The organism is Mycobacterium sp., from assembly GCF_965229265.1.
GTDB lineage: Bacteria > Actinomycetota > Actinomycetes > Mycobacteriales > Mycobacteriaceae > Mycobacterium.
The window spans coordinates 47,295-66,268 of record NZ_CBDDIY010000012.1 but is presented as its reverse complement, the minus strand read 5'-3'; the positions used below and the strand labels follow the sequence as shown (position 1 = coordinate 66,268).

At 66.3% G+C, this 18,974-nt stretch carries 15 protein-coding genes; 10 read left to right on the top strand and 5 right to left on the bottom strand.

All coding sequences use genetic code 11. The features are described 5' to 3' along the window. Positions 1–5: 5 nt before the first annotated feature. Both ADBZ9K_RS17945 and ADBZ9K_RS17940 read right to left on the bottom strand, forming a co-directional pair. Positions 6–614, bottom strand: coding sequence for a hypothetical protein (locus tag ADBZ9K_RS17945; protein WP_526622871.1), 609 nt, complete (start codon positions 612–614; stop codon positions 6–8). Positions 615–618: 4 nt separating this feature from the next. After that, positions 619–1,665, bottom strand: a complete 1,047-nt coding sequence (locus ADBZ9K_RS17940; protein ID WP_526622869.1) for a M23 family metallopeptidase — start codon at positions 1,663–1,665, stop codon at positions 619–621. Between the two features lie 272 nt (positions 1,666–1,937). Between ADBZ9K_RS17940 and sucC the strand changes: the two genes are divergently transcribed. Beyond that, positions 1,938–3,101 carry an ADP-forming succinate--CoA ligase subunit beta gene (sucC, locus tag ADBZ9K_RS17935; protein WP_526622867.1) on the top strand — a complete coding sequence of 388 codons (1,164 nt, stop codon included), beginning with the start codon at positions 1,938–1,940 and terminating at the stop codon, positions 3,099–3,101. A 14-nt stretch (positions 3,102–3,115) separates the two neighbouring features. Continuing rightward, positions 3,116–4,018 carry a succinate--CoA ligase subunit alpha gene (sucD, locus tag ADBZ9K_RS17930; RefSeq protein WP_526622865.1) on the top strand — a complete coding sequence of 301 codons (903 nt, stop codon included), beginning with the start codon at positions 3,116–3,118 and terminating at the stop codon, positions 4,016–4,018. Positions 4,019–4,088: 70 nt separating this feature from the next. Here the strand turns inward: sucD and ADBZ9K_RS17925 are convergent, their stop codons facing one another. Then, a complete protein-coding gene (locus ADBZ9K_RS17925; RefSeq protein WP_526622864.1) occupies positions 4,089–6,185 on the bottom strand; it encodes a hypothetical protein in 2,097 nt (698 codons plus the stop codon). Continuing rightward, positions 6,164–7,294: an ATP-binding protein gene (locus ADBZ9K_RS17920; RefSeq protein ID WP_526624189.1), complete on the bottom strand. Its 1,131-nt coding sequence runs from the start codon at positions 7,292–7,294 to the stop codon at positions 6,164–6,166. Before ADBZ9K_RS17920 ends, ADBZ9K_RS17925 begins: the two co-directional genes overlap by 22 nt. A gap of 156 nt (positions 7,295–7,450) precedes the next feature. Here ADBZ9K_RS17920 and ADBZ9K_RS17915 point away from each other — a divergent pair, with 156 nt between their 5' ends. After that, a complete protein-coding gene (locus ADBZ9K_RS17915; protein ID WP_526622862.1) occupies positions 7,451–9,016 on the top strand; it encodes an acetyl-CoA acetyltransferase in 1,566 nt (521 codons plus the stop codon). Positions 9,017–9,019: 3 nt separating this feature from the next. On the opposite strand, the gene ADBZ9K_RS17910 is transcribed toward ADBZ9K_RS17915, so the two are convergent. Further along, positions 9,020–9,868, bottom strand: a complete 849-nt coding sequence (locus ADBZ9K_RS17910; protein WP_526622860.1) for an LLM class F420-dependent oxidoreductase — start codon at positions 9,866–9,868, stop codon at positions 9,020–9,022. Between the two features lie 161 nt (positions 9,869–10,029). On the opposite strand from ADBZ9K_RS17910, the gene sfnG reads away from it, so the two are divergent. The 7 genes from sfnG to ADBZ9K_RS17875 all read left to right on the top strand — a co-directional run bounded on the left by sfnG (position 10,030) and on the right by ADBZ9K_RS17875 (position 18,971). Then, positions 10,030–11,160 carry a dimethylsulfone monooxygenase SfnG gene (gene sfnG, locus ADBZ9K_RS17905; protein ID WP_526622858.1) on the top strand — a complete coding sequence of 377 codons (1,131 nt, stop codon included), beginning with the start codon at positions 10,030–10,032 and terminating at the stop codon, positions 11,158–11,160. A 166-nt stretch (positions 11,161–11,326) separates the two neighbouring features. After that, entirely contained in the window at positions 11,327–12,112 is a 786-nt protein-coding gene (locus ADBZ9K_RS17900; RefSeq protein WP_526622856.1) for a DUF5336 domain-containing protein, read from the top strand. Between the two features lie 49 nt (positions 12,113–12,161). Continuing rightward, a complete protein-coding gene (locus tag ADBZ9K_RS17895) occupies positions 12,162–13,571 on the top strand; it encodes a cell division protein PerM (protein ID WP_526622855.1) in 1,410 nt (469 codons plus the stop codon). Between the two features lie 71 nt (positions 13,572–13,642). Beyond that, complete coding sequence (gene purN / locus ADBZ9K_RS17890) at positions 13,643–14,272, top strand: phosphoribosylglycinamide formyltransferase (RefSeq protein ID WP_526622853.1); 630 nt, start codon at positions 13,643–13,645, stop codon at positions 14,270–14,272. Further along, positions 14,269–15,852 (top strand): bifunctional phosphoribosylaminoimidazolecarboxamide formyltransferase/IMP cyclohydrolase, encoded by a 1,584-nt coding sequence (gene purH / locus ADBZ9K_RS17885; protein ID WP_526622851.1) that lies wholly within the window; start codon positions 14,269–14,271, stop codon positions 15,850–15,852. Before purN ends, purH begins: the two co-directional genes overlap by 4 nt. A gap of 75 nt (positions 15,853–15,927) precedes the next feature. Then, entirely contained in the window at positions 15,928–17,511 is a 1,584-nt protein-coding gene (locus ADBZ9K_RS17880) for an esterase-like activity of phytase family protein (protein ID WP_526622849.1), read from the top strand. Positions 17,512–17,585: 74 nt separating this feature from the next. Next, positions 17,586–18,971 (top strand): sigma 54-interacting transcriptional regulator, encoded by a 1,386-nt coding sequence (locus ADBZ9K_RS17875; protein ID WP_526622847.1) that lies wholly within the window; start codon positions 17,586–17,588, stop codon positions 18,969–18,971. The last annotated feature ends 3 nt before the right edge of the window (positions 18,972–18,974 follow it).

Sequence of the window (18,974 nt, the reverse complement as noted above, 5' to 3'; positions counted from 1 at the left end):
AACTCCTAGCGCAGCCGGCACCAGCGACGCGTCGACGGGTGCCAGGCCAGGGCCAGGCTGGCCAGCGGCAGGACCGGAATCAGATAGACCGGCCAGGGGATTCGCGCCCCGGCAAGGAACACACTGCCGAACGTCAGCAGCGCGACCACCGAACCGGAGGCGATGAGGTAGCGGCCGATCGAGCGGCGCAGCAGCAGCATGATCACCCCGGCGATAGTGGTGATCGCGAAGAGCAGCGTCAGGAACCCGACCGCCAGGCAGAACAGCCGGTCGGTGGCCCACCACCCGGTGATCAGATCGGTGGCCACCACCGCGGTGGCCCAGCCGCTGATGATGCTCACCGCGCTGGCGGCGATCGCGGTCCCGCCGGTCGATACGTCGATGTGAACCTGGCGGGCGGGAACCGCCACCGGCGCGGCCCGGCGGATCAGACCCGTCGGGGCGTCTTCGACGGGCGGGCTGGGGATGTTGGTCGTCGGCGCCTCGGGCGGCTGCGGCAATGGGCCGGTCGGTGCGCGGCGGATGATGCCGGTGCGGGGTTCCTCGGGCTGCGGAATCGGCCCAGAGGGCTGGCGCCGGATGATGCGGGTGTGCGGGTCGAGCGGGTCAGACACCAGGTCAGCCGACGTAGGGGCCGACTGCCAGGCCCCGCTTCGCCAGCCACGGCACCGGGTCGGTCCGGTTGGTGCCCCCCAGCAGAACCTCGAAGTGCAGGTGTGGCCCAGTTGAATTGCCCCGGTTGCCGACGGTGGCGATCTGGTCGCCGGCGAACACGCGCTGGCCGATCTGGACCAGCCAGGTGTTGACGTGGCCGTAGAGCGTGACCGTGCCGTCGGAATGGCGGATCTTGACCCAGGCGCCGTAGCCCGCTGTCGGTCCGGCGTCGACGACGACGCCATCGGAGGCCGCGACGATCGGGGTGCCGATCGGGGCGGCGAGGTCGATGCCCGCGTGCAGTGCACCCCACCGGTATCCGAAGCCTGAGGTGAACACGCCCTTGGTAGGCATGACGAACAACGGACGCTGCAGCCGGGCCTCACGTTCGGCCCGCTCCTGGGCGAACGCGAGGCCCTTGGCCATTTCCTCGCCGTGCACGACGGCGTCGGCAGCGGGCTTGACGCTGATCAGCTGCATTCCCCGCGGGGTGGTCACGGTGCCGTCGATGGATGTCTTGTCGGCGGCCAGCACGGTTTGCGTGGTGGTCTCGGCGGCCGGCTTGACCGCGGTGTAGGCCGCGGCTGCGGCCGCGCCGGCGGCCATCGCCGTGATCATCATGCGGCCCTTGGCCGCACTGGTCGGCTGGCGGCGATGCTGCGGGGTGCGCGGCAGGATGTCGGTGTTCTCGGTATTGCTGTACCGGGGGGTCTCGGCGCGACGGCTGTCCCGCGCGGCGAACTCGGCCGGTACAGCCAACCGCAGCGGCTTCAGGTCGTCGACGTCATGCAGGTCGTCGAGTTCCGGGCAGTGCGCCACCTGAGCTTCGGTGTCGAACGCGGTGCTTTCGCGGAAGTCGATGTCCACCAGGTCGCCGAATTCGTTGAACGGAATGATGTCGGTGACGTCGACACGCTCGGGATCCAGGGCCCGGGTCGAGGCGCTCGGGCGATCAGAAGTCGTGCTCGTAGCATGCTGGGCCGGGAGGTCTCCGCGGGGAGATGAGGCCAAGCGATGCTGCGTCAAAACTCAATGTCCCTCTAGTCGTGACCAAAGCGTTATCTGGACCACGAAGACGTTAACGAGATCCGATGAGGGAGGCAACCCATGCCGCTATTCCTCGCAGGATTGTGAGTTGAATCACTTCAGCTCTGCGGTGAGATGTGCCACATGAGCGGTGGGCGACGAGGGTGCCTTGCAGGGCTCTCGATACAGTTCCCCCGGAGCGACTTCCTCAATACAACGTCATCAAAAGCAGTCAGCGCCGACCAGACAGTGAGCCAATGGATCTTTTCGAGTATCAGGCGAAGGAACTGTTCGCCAAGCACAACGTTCCCACCACACCGGGCCGGGTCACGGACTCGCCCGAGGACGCCAAGGCCATCGCCGAGGAAATCGGCAAGCCCGTGATGGTCAAGGCGCAGGTCAAGGTGGGTGGCCGCGGTAAGGCCGGTGGCGTCAAGTACGCCGCCACCCCCGACGACGCCTACACCCACGCCAAGAACATCCTCGGCTTGGACATCAAGGGCCACATCGTGAAGAAGCTGCTGGTCGCCGAGGCCAGTGACATCGCCGAGGAGTACTACATCTCATTCCTGCTCGACCGCTCCAACCGGACCTACCTGGCCATGTGCTCGGTAGAGGGTGGAATGGAGATCGAAGAGGTCGCCGCCACCAAGCCCGAACGGCTGGCCAAGGTGCCCGTCAACGCCGTCAAGGGTGTCGATCTGGCCTTCGCGCGGGAGATCGCCGAGAAGGGCCACCTGCCCGCCGAGGTGCTCGACGCGGCCGCCGTGACCATCCAGAAGCTGTGGGAGGTCTTCGTCGGCGAGGATGCCACCCTGGTTGAGGTCAACCCGCTGGTGCGCACGCCCGATGACCAGATCCTGGCGCTGGACGGCAAGGTCACCCTCGATGCCAACGCCGACTTCCGCCAGCCCGGCCACGCCGAGTTCGAGGACAAGGACGCCACCGATCCGCTCGAGCTCAAGGCCAAGGAGAACGACCTCAACTACGTCAAGCTCGACGGTGAGGTCGGCATCATCGGCAACGGCGCGGGCCTTGTCATGTCGACCCTGGACGTGGTCGCCTACGCCGGTGAGCGCCACGGCGGCGTGAAACCCGCCAACTTCCTCGACATCGGCGGCGGCGCGTCGGCCGAGGTGATGGCCAACGGTCTGGACGTCATCTTGGGCGACAGCCAGGTCAAGAGCGTGTTCGTCAACGTGTTCGGCGGTATCACCGCGTGTGACGCGGTCGCCAACGGCATCGTCAAGGCGCTGGAGATTCTCGGCGACGAGGCCAACAAGCCGCTCGTGGTCCGCCTGGACGGCAACAACGTCGAAGAGGGCCGGCGCATCCTGGCTGAGGCAAACCATCCCCTGGTGATCCAGGCCGAAACCATGGACTCCGGCGCCGACAAGGCCGCCGAGCTGGCCAACAAGTAAGGGAGCCAACAAAGATGTCTATCTTCCTGAACAAAGATTCCAAGGTCATCGTCCAGGGCATCACCGGCGGTGAAGGGACCAAGCACACCAAGTTGATGCTCAAGGCCGGTACCCAGGTCGTTGGCGGCGTCAACGCCCGCAAGGCCGGCACGACCGTCTCGCATGTGGACAAGGACGGCAACGACATCGAACTGCCGGTGTTCGGCTCGGTGGCCGAGGCCATGAAGGAGACCGGCGCTGACGTATCGATCGCCTTTGTGCCGCCGGCCTTCTCGAAGGACGCCATCATCGAGGCCATCGACGCCGAGATCCCGCTGCTGGTCGTCATTACCGAGGGAATTCCGGTGCAGGACAGCGCATATGCGTGGGCCTACAACGTGGAGAAGGGTGAGAAGACCCGGATCATCGGCCCGAACTGTCCCGGCATCATCACCCCCGGTGAGTCGCTGGTCGGCATCACGCCGAACAACATCACCGGCAAGGGTCCGATCGGATTGGTCTCCAAGTCCGGCACCCTGACCTACCAGATGATGTACGAGCTGCGCGATCTCGGCTTCTCCACCGCCATCGGCATCGGCGGCGACCCGGTCATCGGCACCACCCACATCGACGCCATCGAGGCGTTCGAGTCCGATCCCGAGACCAAGCTGATCGTGATGATCGGCGAGATCGGTGGCGACGCCGAGGAGAAGGCCGCCGCCTACATCCAGGCCAACGTGACCAAGCCGGTCGTCGGTTACGTCGCGGGCTTCACCGCTCCCGAGGGCAAGACGATGGGCCACGCCGGCGCGATCGTGTCCGACGGTGCCGGCACCGCGCAGGGCAAGAAGGAGGCCCTCGAGGCTGCCGGGGTGAAGGTCGGCAAGACGCCGTCGGAGACCGCGGCTCTGGCCCGGGATCTTCTCTCCGGCCTGTAACCTGAGCCACGAGTTCGACATCAGGGCTGTGATCCACACCGGATCGCAGCCCTGATGTCGATTTGGGTGGCTACGAGTTCGCTTCTCCCGCAAACATTTTCGTCTGTTCCGCGATAAATCGGTCAATCATTGGCAGCAGCTCTTCGTCCACGTATCTCCGGGGGTCGTGCTCGGCCGGCATTTCTACACCTAGCGAAGGGGTGACCATCGCGACCATTGCGGCAACGAAGCCTTGGCTGTCATCGGTGAATGCCGCCATGATTGAGTCGAGCTGTTCGGGGCGAACATTCCCCCTCTTCAATGCCATTGCCAGCTCCCATCCGACCCTGGGATCGCCCGCTCGTTTCCGTGGCAGGCCACTCGCTGCCGGGATCGTCTCCAGCCACTCGGCCCACATTCGATTTCGTTCGTATTCGGAGACCGTATCCGCTCCGTCGATGTCGTCCAAGATGTCATCTAGGGCGGCGAGAGCTTCGTCGAATTCGCCGTCGCGCCTCATTGCCCAGGCCACGGAGAATCTGAGCAGGAGGGCGGGCGTCGAAATATGACGTCCGCGTAGAGGACGGCAGTCGTCCTCGATTGTGTAGGGCCCGCCATCTTTTGCACTGCAAAAGAATTCAAATAGCGAGAGGGCGTCGTCTTCGTCGTCGCTCCAGTCTTGGAGGCGGAGTCTTGCTATTGATGCGTGTACTTTGTCCCAGGCCTTGTCGGAGGCAGATTGAGCTGCAACGGCATCGGTCACAGTTGGCGCTAGATGCTGCGGGACGGCTCTTTTAGCTGGCATTTCCAACGCAGCCATGAGTACTGCTTCGAGGATGATGGCAATGTTGTTGAGTGTTGCCCGCTCGTTGACCATCCATGTGCGGAGGCTTGCGAGAAGGGTATTCGGTGTGTTGGGGCCCCCTGAGAACCACCAATTGCGGTGCTCGTATAGCGCGCGCTGAAGATGGCGTTCCGCCGGCGAACCCGGCGTAGCACCGGCAAGCTCGTCGAGTAGCCGTTCTCGCGAATAGAACCCGCGTAGGAATTCGACGATGAGCCGCAACGGCTTTCCACGATCTTCTCGGTACTGAAGGTGATAGCGCAACAGCGGTTCAGTCAGGTCATACCAGGACGCGCGGCGGTCGCCCGTCTGGGCCTTGGTTGACGTTACCCAGCGGGACGACGCCAATCTGCCCAATGCTGTGGCAGCAGATTGGTTCGAAATGCCCACTGCTGCCGCGAGTTCAGTGACGGTGCGTGGTTCCCACCCGCGGGCCAACTCGACGACGAGGCGCTGCTCGCCGGCGGGCAGCTGCCACAACTGCTGTTGGTAGTAGGGCGCCAGCCGGTCGAGCAGCGACTCGACCGCAGGCACAAGTGCGTCCAGCGATTCGATGTCGATCCCCTCGGAAAGTATGTGCCACAAGCGCGGTGAACCGCCCGCAAGGCGATGAATGACCTGAAGGCGCTCGCGCCCCTGGGGTGACTCGATGAAGTCCGCAAGCTCGTCATCCGCGTTGCGGCGCGCCGCTTTGCTCAGCATCACGACTGCATCGTCAACTGTCAGGTCGGGAAGCGATTCGACAATGAATGACCCGTACCAGGGATACGAGCGCGATGAGACCCCAGCAAACAGCATTGGTGCAGTCGCGAAGATTGTTATGGCAGTGGATGTCTCGACCCAAGCGCGAAGTGCTCCCTGGCCGCCCGAGCCCAGCGCATCAAATACACGATCAAGGTTCTCGATGGCCAGCAGGATCATGCGGTCAGGCGCAGCGGCGAGGATCGCTTGTTCGATTCCTATCGTGTCTTTCTGTCTGCGCATATCCCGTACCGTCGCGGCGAGGTCACCGTCAATCGACCGGGCTATCTCCACCAGGAGGTCGATGTACGATGCGATCGCCAGTGAGTCTTCCGGAATAACCACGGGCAGAATGGATTTTGCAGTGTCAGGGTCGGCGAGGCTGCGGTGAACTGCGACATGGAGTGTATGCGTCTTGCCCGCGCCACGTGGCGCGACAATCAGCGTGTGCGGCCGCGAGCCGTCACGCACTGCTCCTTGGAGCCTTTTGACCAGAGTCTCGAAGGTCGTGGCCCGTCCGACCGTGACGGCGTCCAGCTTGTCGGCCGTGAGCGCCGAAGGGGTAAATGCCGGGTGCATGTTCACCGCCTCATCGCGCGCCATGCCCGCTGGACCAACGGAGAGGCGAACTTATCAGCATCCCCGGTGCGGACCAGATAGTGGTCCAGTTCCAAGCGTTCGACGAATGCCACCAATTGATCGCGATCCGTGATCTGGCTGCCTTCGCTCCGCAACCTCATCAATGTCTCATCGACGGTGAGAGCGGTATCGGCGTGTGCGTAGATGTCAAGGAGCTTGCCGACGGAGTTTGCATCGCCGCCGTAGTAGTCACTCAGCCGATCGCGGTAGTGCTTCAGATCCCATGGATCGGTGGGATCTTCGATCGCCTGGTCGACCAGGTGTGGGATTCCTCCGGGCTGGAGCGCTGCCTGGCCACTGTGCCACAACCGAATCGTGGAGGCGACCAGATGCTGGATGTAGTAGGGGACGTTTTCGGCACTCCTTGCAATTGACTCTGCCAATGCGGTGCGTCCCTCGGGGTGGACGCCCGCACCTAGGAGCAAGCATTCGGCGAGGTAGGCGGCGTGGTCGGAGCGGATAGGTCCCACCGCCACTTTGCGGATGTCGTTAACGGTGCTAGACGCATCCAGTGAAACATGATGAAAGCCAATGGAACCCGATAGCACAGTCGCCACTGCGGCTCCGTGCTTCTGCCGGAAGCGGCGCAGTACGTGCAAGAAGTTGTCGCCGGCACCGCGATCCTCGCGCTCCAGGTTGCGCGCGAGGATGGTCACTTCGTCGATGAACAACACGACCTGGCGGCCACCGGCGCGGGCAACGACCCGATCGAGGAGCTCGTCCAGCGCGGCCGCGGCTCGGCCGTCGCGTTCGACTCTGATCGGACTGGCCGTCAGTGATACGCGCAACTTCGCCATTTCCTGCGCCCATCGTGGCTCGAACCGGCCCAATGCCGTCGCGAGCTCCGCCACGAACTCGCCATAGGTCTCACGTTCGGCGCTGGCCGCCACGACGACGGCGCCGGCTGTGGCGGCAGCCTGTTGCACGACACGGGCCAACGACGTCTTGCCGTGTCGGCGATCGCCCACTAGCACGGCACCGCTGCCGGGCAATGATGCCATGACTGCCTCTGCGTCGCGCATTCGTCCGACGACGTTTTCCGGTTGCACGACGCCGCCGACCACCAGCGACATCGGTCTTAGCGGGAAGGGCATGCCGTCGACAGTACGCCAGAATCGATGTACGTCAATCTGGATGTACATCCGTAGTGTTGTACGCCGGCCTCCGATTCGTTAAACAGGAACACGTTCTATTAGCCTTACGAAGTAACGCTTGCCTGGAGGTTTGTCATGCCCGTCGATCCGCACACCCCTGTCGTCGTCGGCGTCGGGCAATTCACCGAGCGCATTGACGATCCGGGCTATCGCGGCATGTCGGCGGTCGAGCTGGCCACCGCGGCGGTTCGCGCCGCACTGGCCGACACCGGGGCGGACGTCGCTGCCGTCGCCGAGTCCATCGACGTGTTCGCGGGCCTGCGGCAGTTCGAGATCTGCACGCCCTACGCAACGGCGCCGCTGGGTTGCTCGGACAACTACATCCGTTCGGTCGCCCGTCGCGTCGGCGCCGACCCGAAGCGCGCCGTGCTGGAGTCGATCGGCGGCAACGGCCCGCAGAAACTGGTCACCGAGTTCGCCGGCGCCATCGCCGCCGGCGATATCGAGGTGGCGTTGATCCTGGGCTCGGAGAACGGCTCGACGCTGAAGACCTTCGCGGGCAAAGCCAGGGCGAGCGAAGCGACGGGAGGGAAATTCGACAAACCCGATCACAGCGAGACGGTGGGCGGTCAGCTCGAGGACCGCGGGTACGGCTTCGAGCAGTACATGAGCGAGTACACCGCCAACCACGGACTGACCGGCGCGCCGGTGCAGTACGGGTTGCTGGACAACGCCCGGCGTGCCCGGCTGGGTCTCGATGTGGACTCCTATCGGCGCAAAATGGCCGAATTGTTCGCGCCGTTCTCGAAAGTTGCTGCCAAGAACCCGTTTTCGTCGTCACCGGTCGAGCGCTCGGTCGACGAAATCGCGACGGTCACCGCCGAGAACCGGATGATCTGCGACCCGTATCCCCGGCTGATGGTGGCCCGAGACACGGTGAACCAGGGAGCCGCCGCACTGCTGATGTCGGTGTCCGCCGCCCGTGAACTCGGTGTGCCCGAGGAGAAGTGGGTGTACCTGCACGGGCACGCGGACCAGCGCGAGCAGGACTTGCTGGACCGAGCCGATGTCAGTGTCAGTTTTTCGTCGAAACAGGCTGTGACAGAGGCGCTTCGGGTGGCCGGCATCGGCATCGACGATGTAGCCACCTTCGATCTCTACAGCTGCTTCCCGTTTCCGGTCTTCGCGGTGTGCGACGACTTCGATTTGAGTGCCGACGACCCGCGCGGGCTCACCCTCACCGGCGGCCTGCCGTACTTCGGCGGGCCGGGCAACAGCTACTCGTTGCACGGCATCGCCGAGACCGTCGCCGCGATGCGCGACCAGCCGGGCGCCTTCGGGTTGGTAGGCGCCAACGGCGGGGTGATGAGCAAATACTCGGTGGGGGTTTACTCCACCACGCCGATCGATTGGGCGCCTGACCGCGGCAAGGAACTGCAGGCGGACATCGCCGGCCTACCCAAGGTGCCGGTCACCCGCAACGCCAACGGCAGCGGCGTGATCGAGACGTATTCGGTGCGCTACGACTGGCCCGAGCGCACCGGCGTCATCATCGGCCGTCTCGACGCCGATCTGAGCCGCTTCATGGCCATCACCACCGATCCGGCCCTGGTGACGTTGATGAGCGACGGTGACCCGCTTGGCGCCGCGATCAACGTCACGGCCGGCGAGGACGGAAAGAACCGCGCAACTCTGGCCTGAACCTCAGGCCATGTCGGCGAGCTTGCCCGCCAGCCGCTCCACGTAGGCGGCGACCTCGTCGGCGGACTTGTCCGGGAGACCGAAAAGCGTCTCAGTGACCCCGATTTCGCGCCAGTGCGCCAACTTCTCGGGCACCGGCTTGAAATCGAGCGCCACGATCTGCGGCGCGCCGTCTCGGCCGGCGGCAGCCCAGGTGTCCTGCAACAGCTTCACCGGCTCGTCGATGTCGAAGTCGCGCGGGGTGGTGATCCAGCCGTCGGCAGAGCGGGCGATCCACTTGAAGTTCTTCTCGGTACCGGCCGCCCCGACCAGTACCGGGATGTGCGACTGGACCGGTTTGGGCCACGCCCAGCTGGGGCCGAACTTGACGAACTCGCCGTCGTAGGCGGCCTCTTCCTTGGTCCACAGTTCGCGCATCGCCTCGATGTACTCGCGCAGCATGGTGCGCCGCCGGCCAGGCGGGACGTTGTGGTCCATCAGCTCGTCGGTGTTCCAGCCGAAGCCGACACCGAGGCTGACCCGGCCGCCGGAGAGGTGATCAAGGGTGGCAATCGATTTCGCCAGCGTGATGGGGTCGTGCTCGACGGGCAGCGCCACCGCGGTGGACAGTCGCACGTTGGAGGTCACCGCCGCCGCGGTGCCCAGGCTTACCCACGGGTCCAGGGTGCGCATGTAGCGGTCGTCGGGCAGTGACTCGTCACCGGTGGTGGGGTGGGCGGCCTCGCGCTTGATCGGGATGTGGGTGTGCTCGGGCACATAGAAGGTCCTGAACCCGTGCTCGTCGGCGAGTTTGGCCGCCGCGGCGGGGGCGATGCCGCGATCACTGGTGAACAGAACGAGTCCGTAGTCCATGCGGAGGATTAGAACGTGTTGCAACTTGCCGGGCAAGGCAGGGTTTCAGTCGCCGAGACCGCACGTGCTCGCAGCCCCTACTCGCAGGACGCGTTCAACCTCTTCATTCTCGACGAGTTAAAGGGGTGACCAGGCGCTGCGCCGTCACCACCATGCACACCATGACCACCGAACGCATCGCAGACCACGTCAAGTTCGCCTATTGGGTGCCCAATGTGAGCGGAGGCCTGGTCACCAGCACCATCGAGCAGCGCACCGACTGGAACTACGAGTACAACGCCAAGCTCGCGCAGACCGCGGAGAACAACGGCTTCGAGTACGCGCTGTCCCAGGTCCGGTACGAGGCCAGCTACGGCGCCGAGTACCAGCACGAGTCGACCAGCTTCAGCCTGGCGCTGTTGCTGGCCACCGAGCGGTTGAAGGTGATCGCCGCGGTGCACCCCGGCCTGTGGCAGCCGGCCGTGCTGGCCAAGCTCGGTGCCACCGCCGACCACCTCTCTGGGGGTCGGTTCGCGGTCAACGTCGTCTCGGGCTGGTTCAAGGACGAGTTCACCCATCTAGGTGAGCCATGGCTCGAGCACGACGAGCGCTACCGGCGCAGCGCGGAATTCCTGCAGGTGCTGCGCAAGATCTGGACCGAGGATGACGTCGACTTCCGGGGCGACTTCTACCGCATTCACGACTTCACCCTCAAGCCCAAGCCGCTGAACACCGCCGAACGCCCCAATCCGGAGCTGTTCCAGGGCGGAAACTCGACGGCCGCGCGCCGCAACGGCGGCTACTACGCCGACTGGTATTTCTCCAACGGGAAGGATTTCGACGGGGTGACCGAGCAGATCGTCGACGTTCGCGACCACGCCCGCGACGCCGGACGCGAGGTCAAGTTCGGACTCAACGGGTTCATCATCGCCCGCGACACCGAGCGGGAAGCGAAGGAAACCCTGAAAGAGATCATCGCCAAGGCCAACCGGCCCGCCGTGGAGGGATTCCACGCAGCGGTCCAGCAGGCCGGCAGCTCGACGTCGGACAAGCGCGGGATGTGGGCAGACTCGACGTTTGAGGATCTCGTCCAGTACAACGACGGATTCCGCACCCAGCTCATCGGGACGCCGGAGCAGATCGCCGAGCGCATCGCCGGCTACCGCAAGCGGGGTGTCGACCTGATCCTCGGCGGCTTCCTGCACTTCCAGGAGGAGATCGAGTACTTCGGGGCGAAGGTGCTGCCGCTGGTGCGTGAAATCGAGGCGGCCGAAAGCGATTCGATCGGAGCGCCCCTGCAGGCCTCTGCTTGAGACATAGCGGGCGGTTGCCAACTGCCTGTGTGACACGCCGATGGTCGCGGCCCGTACGGCGGTGTGCGCTAGCGTGGTGGTCGAAGCGGGCCTGCGGGTCCGTTCGCGAGCCACAACCGACGCAGCGCCGCGGGATGCGCGGCGTGACAAGGCTGAAGGAGAGGCCATGACCTACCCGCCCACCAATCCGGGTTACCCGCCGTCGCAGCCGCCCGGCGCGTACGGCCCCTCGTTCGCGCCGGGCGAAGCCGGGCCGAGCAAACTGCCGTTCTACTTGACCGTCGCGACGGTGGTGCTGGGCCTGGCGGCATACCTGGCCAGCTTCGGGCCGGTATTCACCGTCAGCGCCGAGATCGGGCCCTTCGGGGGCGCCGAGCTCACCGGCAGCGGCGGCGGCTACCCGATCATCGCCGCACTCGTCGCGGCGCTGCTGGCGGCGGTCAGCCTGCTGCCCAAGGCCAAGAACTACGACGGAGTTGTCGCCGCGGTCTCGGTGCTCGCGGTCCTGCTGGTCATTGCCCAGGTGGTGAGCAAGCCAACCGGTTTCTCGATCGGCTGGGCGCTGTGGCTGGTGCTCGCGTTCACCCTTTTCCAGGCGGTCGCGGCGGTGGCCAAGCTGCTGCTGGATGCCGGGGTCATTGCGGCTCCGGCGCCTCGGCCCCGCTACGAGCAGCCTTTTGGTCAGTACGGGCCGCCCCCCGGCGGCTACTACGGGCAGCCGGGTCCACAGGGTCCGCCGGCTCCGCAGCGGCCGCCCTACCCGTCGCAATACGGCGGCTACTCCTCGGGTCCCGCCTCCGGCGGGTTCGGCAGCGCGCAGAGCGGTTCGCCCACCCCGCCGACCGGGTTCCCCAGCTTCAGTCCGCCGCCGTCGGCCGGGTCGGGTCAGCAGCCCTCCGGACAGCCGGAGCAGGCGCCGTCCTCGCCGCCGTCTGGCCCCACACCGTCCTAGCCGCACGCTGTTCGCGCAACTCGCCTAACCGGCGCGTCGAGTGACACGGATGGAGGACAAGCGACCAGTCGGTGCGCGCCAGGCACGCGACTTGGTTCGGGTCGCATTCGGCCCGTCAGTGGTCGCCCTGGTGGTCATCGCTGCGGTGACACTGCTGCAGCTCGTCATCGCTAACAGCGATATGACCGGCACCCTGGGTGCGATCGCCAGCATGTGGCTGGCCGTGCACCAGGTGCCGGTCTCGATCGCCGGACACTCATTGGCGGTACTGCCGCTGCTGCCGGTGCTGCTCATGGTCTGGGGCACCGCCCGCACCACCGCGCAGGCCACCTCACCGCGGGCGTCCTGGTTCGTCATTCGCTGGGTCGCGGCCTCGGCCCTGGGTGGCCCGCTGCTGCTGGCGGCGATCGCGCTGGCCGTCATCCACGACGCGTCGTCGGTGATCACCGAATTGCAGACACCCAGCGCGCTGCGCGCATTCTCCGGTGTGCTCGCGGTGCACGGCGCCGGTGCGCTGATCGGGGTGGGATCCCGGGTAGGGCGGCGCGCGTTGCATTCGCTGGGACTGCCCGGCTGGCTGGGCGACACCGTGCGTGCCGCGACCGCCGGTCTGCTGGCCCTGCTGGGGCTGTCCGGCGCGGTGACGGCGGCCTCGCTGGTCGTGCACTGGGGCACTATGCACGAGCTGTATGCGGTCACCGACTCGCTGTTCGGCCAGCTCAGCCTCACCGTATTGTCCACGCTGTACGTGCCGAACGTGATCGTCGGCACCTCGGCGGTGGCCGTCGGCTCCAGCGCCCACATCGGGTTCGCCACGTTCAGCTCGTTCACCGTCTTCGGTGGGGACATCCCCGCATTGCCGGTCCTGGCGGCCGTGCCGACCCCGCCCTTGGGCCCGGTGTGGGTGGCGTTGTTGATCGTCGGGGCTGCATCGGGGGTGGCGGTAGGACAGCAGTGCGCCCGCCGGCCCCTGCCGTGGCCGGCCGCGCTGGCCAAGCTGGCCGTCGCGTCGGCGCTAGCGGCGGTGACGATGGCGGTGCTCGGTTACGCCGGTGGCGGAAAGCTGGGCAACTTCGGCGAGGTCGGGGTGGACCAGGCCACGTTTGGCCCGGCGGTGTTCTTCTGGTTCTTCACCGTCGGCGCCGTGACGGTTCTGATGTCCGGTGGTGTGCTCCGCCGGCCCAAGCGGATCAAGCCGGCGGTGCCGACGATCGCCGACGAGCCGGCACTCGATGTCGGCGAGGATGAGGCCCTGACCACGCCGATCCCCGATGTTTCGGCAGCGCCCGACGTTGCAGATCCAGAGCCGGAGGCCGAGTCCAGACCCGGGCCCGAACCCGAACCGGAGCCGGTGCCCTCGGTGCCTGCGCGTCCGGTCCGGCCCGCGCCAGACCTGGAGGACGTCGAAGACCTGATGTTCGTCGACGACGACATCGAGTCCGGCCCGGCCGAGCGCTGAGGACCGAGTCAGCGGTCCGACCCCGGATGCCCGGCGATCGGTGCCGGACAATCCCCGTTAGGCTCATCGCCGTGCAGCATCGGATCCACGTTCCCGCCAGCGCGCCGGCTCGGCTCGTCGTCCTGGCATCCGGGACGGGCTCGCTGCTGCAATCGCTGCTGGCGGCCGCGGACGGCGATTACCCGGCGCGCGTCGTCGCTGTCGGGGTGGACCGCGACTGCCGGGCTGGCGAGATCGCCCAGGCCGCATCGATCCCTACCTTCTGCGTGCGACTGCGGGACTTTGCCGACCGCGCCGAATGGGACGCCGGGATCGCCGCCGCCACCGAGGCGCACAGCCCCGACCTCATCGTATCCGCGGGTTTCATGAAAATCCTTGGCCCGCAATTTCTTTCTAGCTTCATGGGCCGTGTGGTCAACACCCACCCGGCGCTGCTGCCCGCCTTTCCCGGCGCCCACGCCGTGCCCGACGCGCTGGACTACGGGGTGAAGGTGACCGGCTGCACCGTGCACCTGGTCGACGCCGGGATGGATACCGGCCCGATCCTCGCCCAGGAGGCGATCGAGGTGCTCGACGGGGACGACGAAGACACTTTGCACGAACGCATCAAGGTCGTGGAACGACGGCTGCTGGTGGACGTGCTGGCCGCGCTGGCAACGCGCGGTGTTACCTGGAGCGGCAGAAAGGCGACCATAGGATGACCGCGGAGACCTTGATCGGCAAGAGACCGATCCGGCGGGCGTTGATCAGCGTCTACGACAAGAGTGGCCTCATCCCGCTGGCTCTGGGCCTGCACCAGGCCGGCGTGGACATCGTCTCCACCGGATCTACCGCCAAAACCATTGCCGACAAGGGTATTCCGGTGACTCCGGTGGAGTTCGTGACCGGATTCCCGGAGGTTCTCGACGGGCGGGTCAAGACCCTGCATCCGCACATCCACGCCGGGCTGCTGGCCGACACCCGCAATCCCGAGCACCTGCAGGCGCTGGAGAAACTCAAGATCGAGCCGTTCGACCTGGTCGTGGTCAACCTCTACCCGTTCAGCGAGACCGTCGACTCCGGCGCCGAGGTGGACGAGTGCGTCGAGCAGATCGACATCGGTGGGCCCTCGATGGTGCGCGCATCGGCCAAGAATCACGCCAGCGTGGCCGTGGTGGTCGATCCACTCGGCTACGACGGGGTCCTGGCCGCGGTCCGGTCCGGCGGGTTCACGCTCGCCGAGCGGCAGAAGCTGGCGGCACTGGCCTTCCGGCACACCGCCGAATACGACGTCGCGGTGGCCACCTGGATGGGCTCGGTGCTGGCGCCCGCAGAAGAAGATGGGGGGGCACTCCTGCCGCGGTGGTTCGGTCAGACCTGGCGGCGCACGTCACTGTTGCGCTACGGCGAGAACCCGCATCAGCAGGCGGCGCTCTACAGCGACGATGCCGGCTGGCCGGGGCTGGCCCAAGCCGAGCAGCTGCACGGAAAAGAGATGTCCTACAACAACTTCACCGACGCCGACGCGGCGTGGCGTGCGGCGTTCGACCATCAGCAGATCTGCGTGGCGATCATCAAGCACGCCAACCCGTGCGGCATCGCGATCTCGTCGACGTCGGTGGCTGACGCGCATCGCAAGGCTCACGAATGCGATCCGCTGAGCGCCTTCGGCGGTGTGATCGCAGCTAACACCGAGGTCACCGTCGAGATGGCCGAGTTCGTCTCCGGGATCTTCACCGAGGTGATCATCGCGCCGGCCTACGAGCCCGGCGCCGTTGAGATCCTGGCCCGCAAGAAGAACATCAGGGTGCTCGTTGCCGCCGAACCGCCAATCGACGGCGTGGAGATCCGTCAGATCAGCGGCGGCCTGCTGATGCAGGAGCGCGACGCCCTCACCGCACCGGGTGACGACCCGGCGACCTGGACCCTGGCCACCGGTACCCCGGCGGACGCGGCGACGCTGTCGGACCTGCAGTTCGCCTGGCGTACCTGCCGCGCGGTCAAGTCCAATGCGATCGTGATCGCTGCCGACGGCGCCACCGTCGGCGTGGGCATGGGTCAGGTGAACCGGGTCGATGCCGCCCGGCTCGCGGTTGAACGCGGTGGTGAGCGGGTGCGTGGCGCCGTCGCGGCCAGCGATGCGTTCTTCCCGTTCCCGGATGGGCTGGAGACGCTGACCGCCGCCGGGGTGAAGGCCGTTGTGCACCCGGGCGGATCGATGCGCGACGAACTGGTCACCGAGGCCGCGGCCAAGGCCGGGATCGCGCTGTACCTGACCGGTGCCCGCCACTTCGCACACTGAGAGGTGCCCGCAAGATTCACCTGCCGTTCATCGGGTAGGCGCGGTCTGTACACCTAGCGCTGGTATTGATCACCGGTGTCTTTTCGGGGGAAAGCACTGACGGTCATTGTGCTGACCGCTGTGGTGGCGACGACGTCGTGCACCGCGAGTTCGGGCAGCAGCGACCAGCCCGCAGCCCTGGTGGTGCCCACCGGTCGGCCGACTGTGGTCACCCCGGCGCGGCTGCTGCAGGCCACGAAAGGCGCGACGCCGGTGAAGTACGAGCAACCGGCGCATGGAAAGTTCGACTACGGCCCTGCTGGCGACATGATCTACACACCGGACCCGGGCTTCACCGGGACCGACCACCTGACGATGACGACGACCGACGCGGTCCATCTCTACACTGCCGCTACGCCGCCCATCGCCAATCTGGGTGGCGTCGAAATCCAAGGCAGTGCAGCGGGTTCGGCCATCGCCGCGGTGCCTGGCAAGCCAGGTGAGCTGTACGGCCTCACCGACCGAGGCCCCAACGTCGACGGGCGCGCGGAGAACGAAAAGGTGCTGCCGCTACCGGATTTCAACCCGCACATCACCAGGTTCCGGCTGGCCGATGGCACCGCCACCGAAGTACAGACCATCGGCCTGTCCGGGCCGGACGGCAAGCCGTTGAACGGGCTGATCGACCCGGCGGCGAATACCGGAGAGGTGTTGGTCGGCCTTGACGGTGCCCGACTGCCCACCTCCGACCATGGTATCGACCCGGAGGGCCTGGTCGCCCTGCCCGACGGCACCTTCTGGGTTTCCGATGAATACGGGCCTGCCCTAGTGCACTTCGACGCGGCGGGCAGAGAGCTGGAGCGGCTATCCCCGTTCAACGGATCGTTGCCGCGGGAGTTGGCGTTGCGCAGCCCGAATCAGGGCATGGAGGGCCTGACCGTCACCCCCGACGGCAAGACGCTCGTCGGCATCATGCAGTCGGCACTCAAGACACCCGGGCTGGCCGGATCGGCCAAAGCGGTGCCCTTCAGCCGCATCGTGACCGTCGACCTGGGGACCAAGGCCATCGCGGAGTATCTCTACCCCCTGACTGATCCCCAGCAATCGAATGTCGCCGTCTCGGAGATCACCGCGCTGAGCAGCACCACATTCCTCGTCGACGAACGTGACGGGAACCCACAACCAAACGGGGACAAGAAGATCTACGTCGCCGATATCGCCAGCGCCACCGACGTCGGGCCGCGGGCCGGTGTTATTGGTGCCACCTATGAAGCCGCCGGTGGTGGCCTGTTGATCAACAACGTCCCGCTGGAGACGTTCGTCGGGGTCACTGACGACGCCTCCGCAGCAGACAGGTTGCTGCGCGCCGGGATTGCCGTCGCCAACAAGTCGCTGAAGGTAGACCTGAGTGCGATGCTGAGCCAGCTCAACCGCGACGGCGAGTTCTTCGGCCACGACAAGATCGAGGGCCTGGCCACCCCGGACGGGGGGACGACGCTGGTGATCTCCAATGACAATGACTTCGGTCTGGACGGCGTCGAGCCGGGCATCCCGCCGCTGAAACTCAAACCCAAGACCGTGCCCAACGGCACACCGGACGGCGGCGAGTTTCTCGTCGTGGACACCTACCGGCTGCCACCACAACTGACGACCGTCACCCTGCCGATCACGGTCGAGTAGGGCGCGTAGGCGGGCCAGATATGACATTGCGCTGACCGCGTCATGCCGCTGGGGCGCGGCAGTCGTAGCGTGGAGTGGTGACTTCACCTGACACCTTCCCTCGCACGCTCGGTGAACTACGCGCCTCCGGCCACCGTGAGCGCAGCGTCAAGCAGGAGATCCGGGAGAACCTCCTCACCGCGCTGGCCGAGGGAGACGACGTCTGGCCAGGCATATTCGGTTTCGAGGACACGGTGCTGCCGCAGCTGGAGCGGGCGTTGATCGCCGGCCACGACTTCGTTCTGCTGGGCGAGCGGGGGCAGGGCAAGACCCGATTGCTGCGCTCCTTGCAGAACCTGCTCGACGAGTGGACTCCGGTCATCGCGGGCTCGGAGCTCGGTGAGCATCCGTATTCGCCGATCACCCCCGAGTCGATCCGCCGGGTTGCCGAATCCGGTGACGACCTGCCGATCGGATGGCGGCATCGCAGTGAGCGCTATACCGAAAAACTCGCCACCCCCGACACCAGCGTGGCCGATCTGGTCGGTGACATCGACCCGATCAAGGTTGCCGAAGGTCGCAGCCTCGGTGACCCGGAGACCATCGCCTACGGCCTCATCCCGCGGGCACACCGCGGCATCGTGGCGGTCAACGAGCTGCCCGATCTGGCCGAGCGGATCCAGGTCTCAATGCTCAACGTGATGGAGGAACGCGACATCCAGGTCCGCGGCTACACGCTGCGGCTGCCGCTGGACGTGCTCGTCGTCGCCAGCGCCAACCCGGAGGACTACACCAACCGCGGCCGCATCATCACCCCGCTCAAGGACCGCTTCGGCGCCGAGATCCGCACCCACTACCCCCGCGAGCTGGACGCCGAGGTCGGCGTCATCAGCCAGGAGGCCCACCTGTCGGCGCAGGTTCCGATCTACCTGATGCAAATCGTGGCCCGCTTCGCCCGCTACCTTCGCGAGTCGACGTCCATCGACCAACGCTCCGGGGTGTCGGCGCGGTTCGCGATCGCGGCGGCCGAGACCGTGGCGGCCTCGGCCCGGCATCGCGGGGCGATCCTCGGTGAAGACGAGCCGGTGGCCCGCGTCGTGGATCTCAGCACGATCATCGACGTGCTGCGCGGCAAGCTCGAGTTCGAGTCCGGCGAAGAGGGGCGCGAGCAGGCAGTCCTCGAGCACCTGTTGCGCCGCGCCACCGCCGACACCGCGCAGCGGGTGCTCGGCGGCATCGACGTCGGTCCACTGGTGGCCGCGGTCGAAGACGGTGGGGCCGTGACCACCGGCGAGCAGGTGTCGGCCAAGGACGTGCTGGCCGCGCTGCCCGACCTGCCGGTCGTCGACACGATCGCCGCCCGACTGGCGGCTGAGACCGAGGGCGAACGAGCCGCTGCACTGGAACTCGCGCTGGAGGCCCTGTACCTGGCCAAGCGCATCGACAAGGTGACCGGAGAGGGCGAAACCGTCTATGGGTAGCGG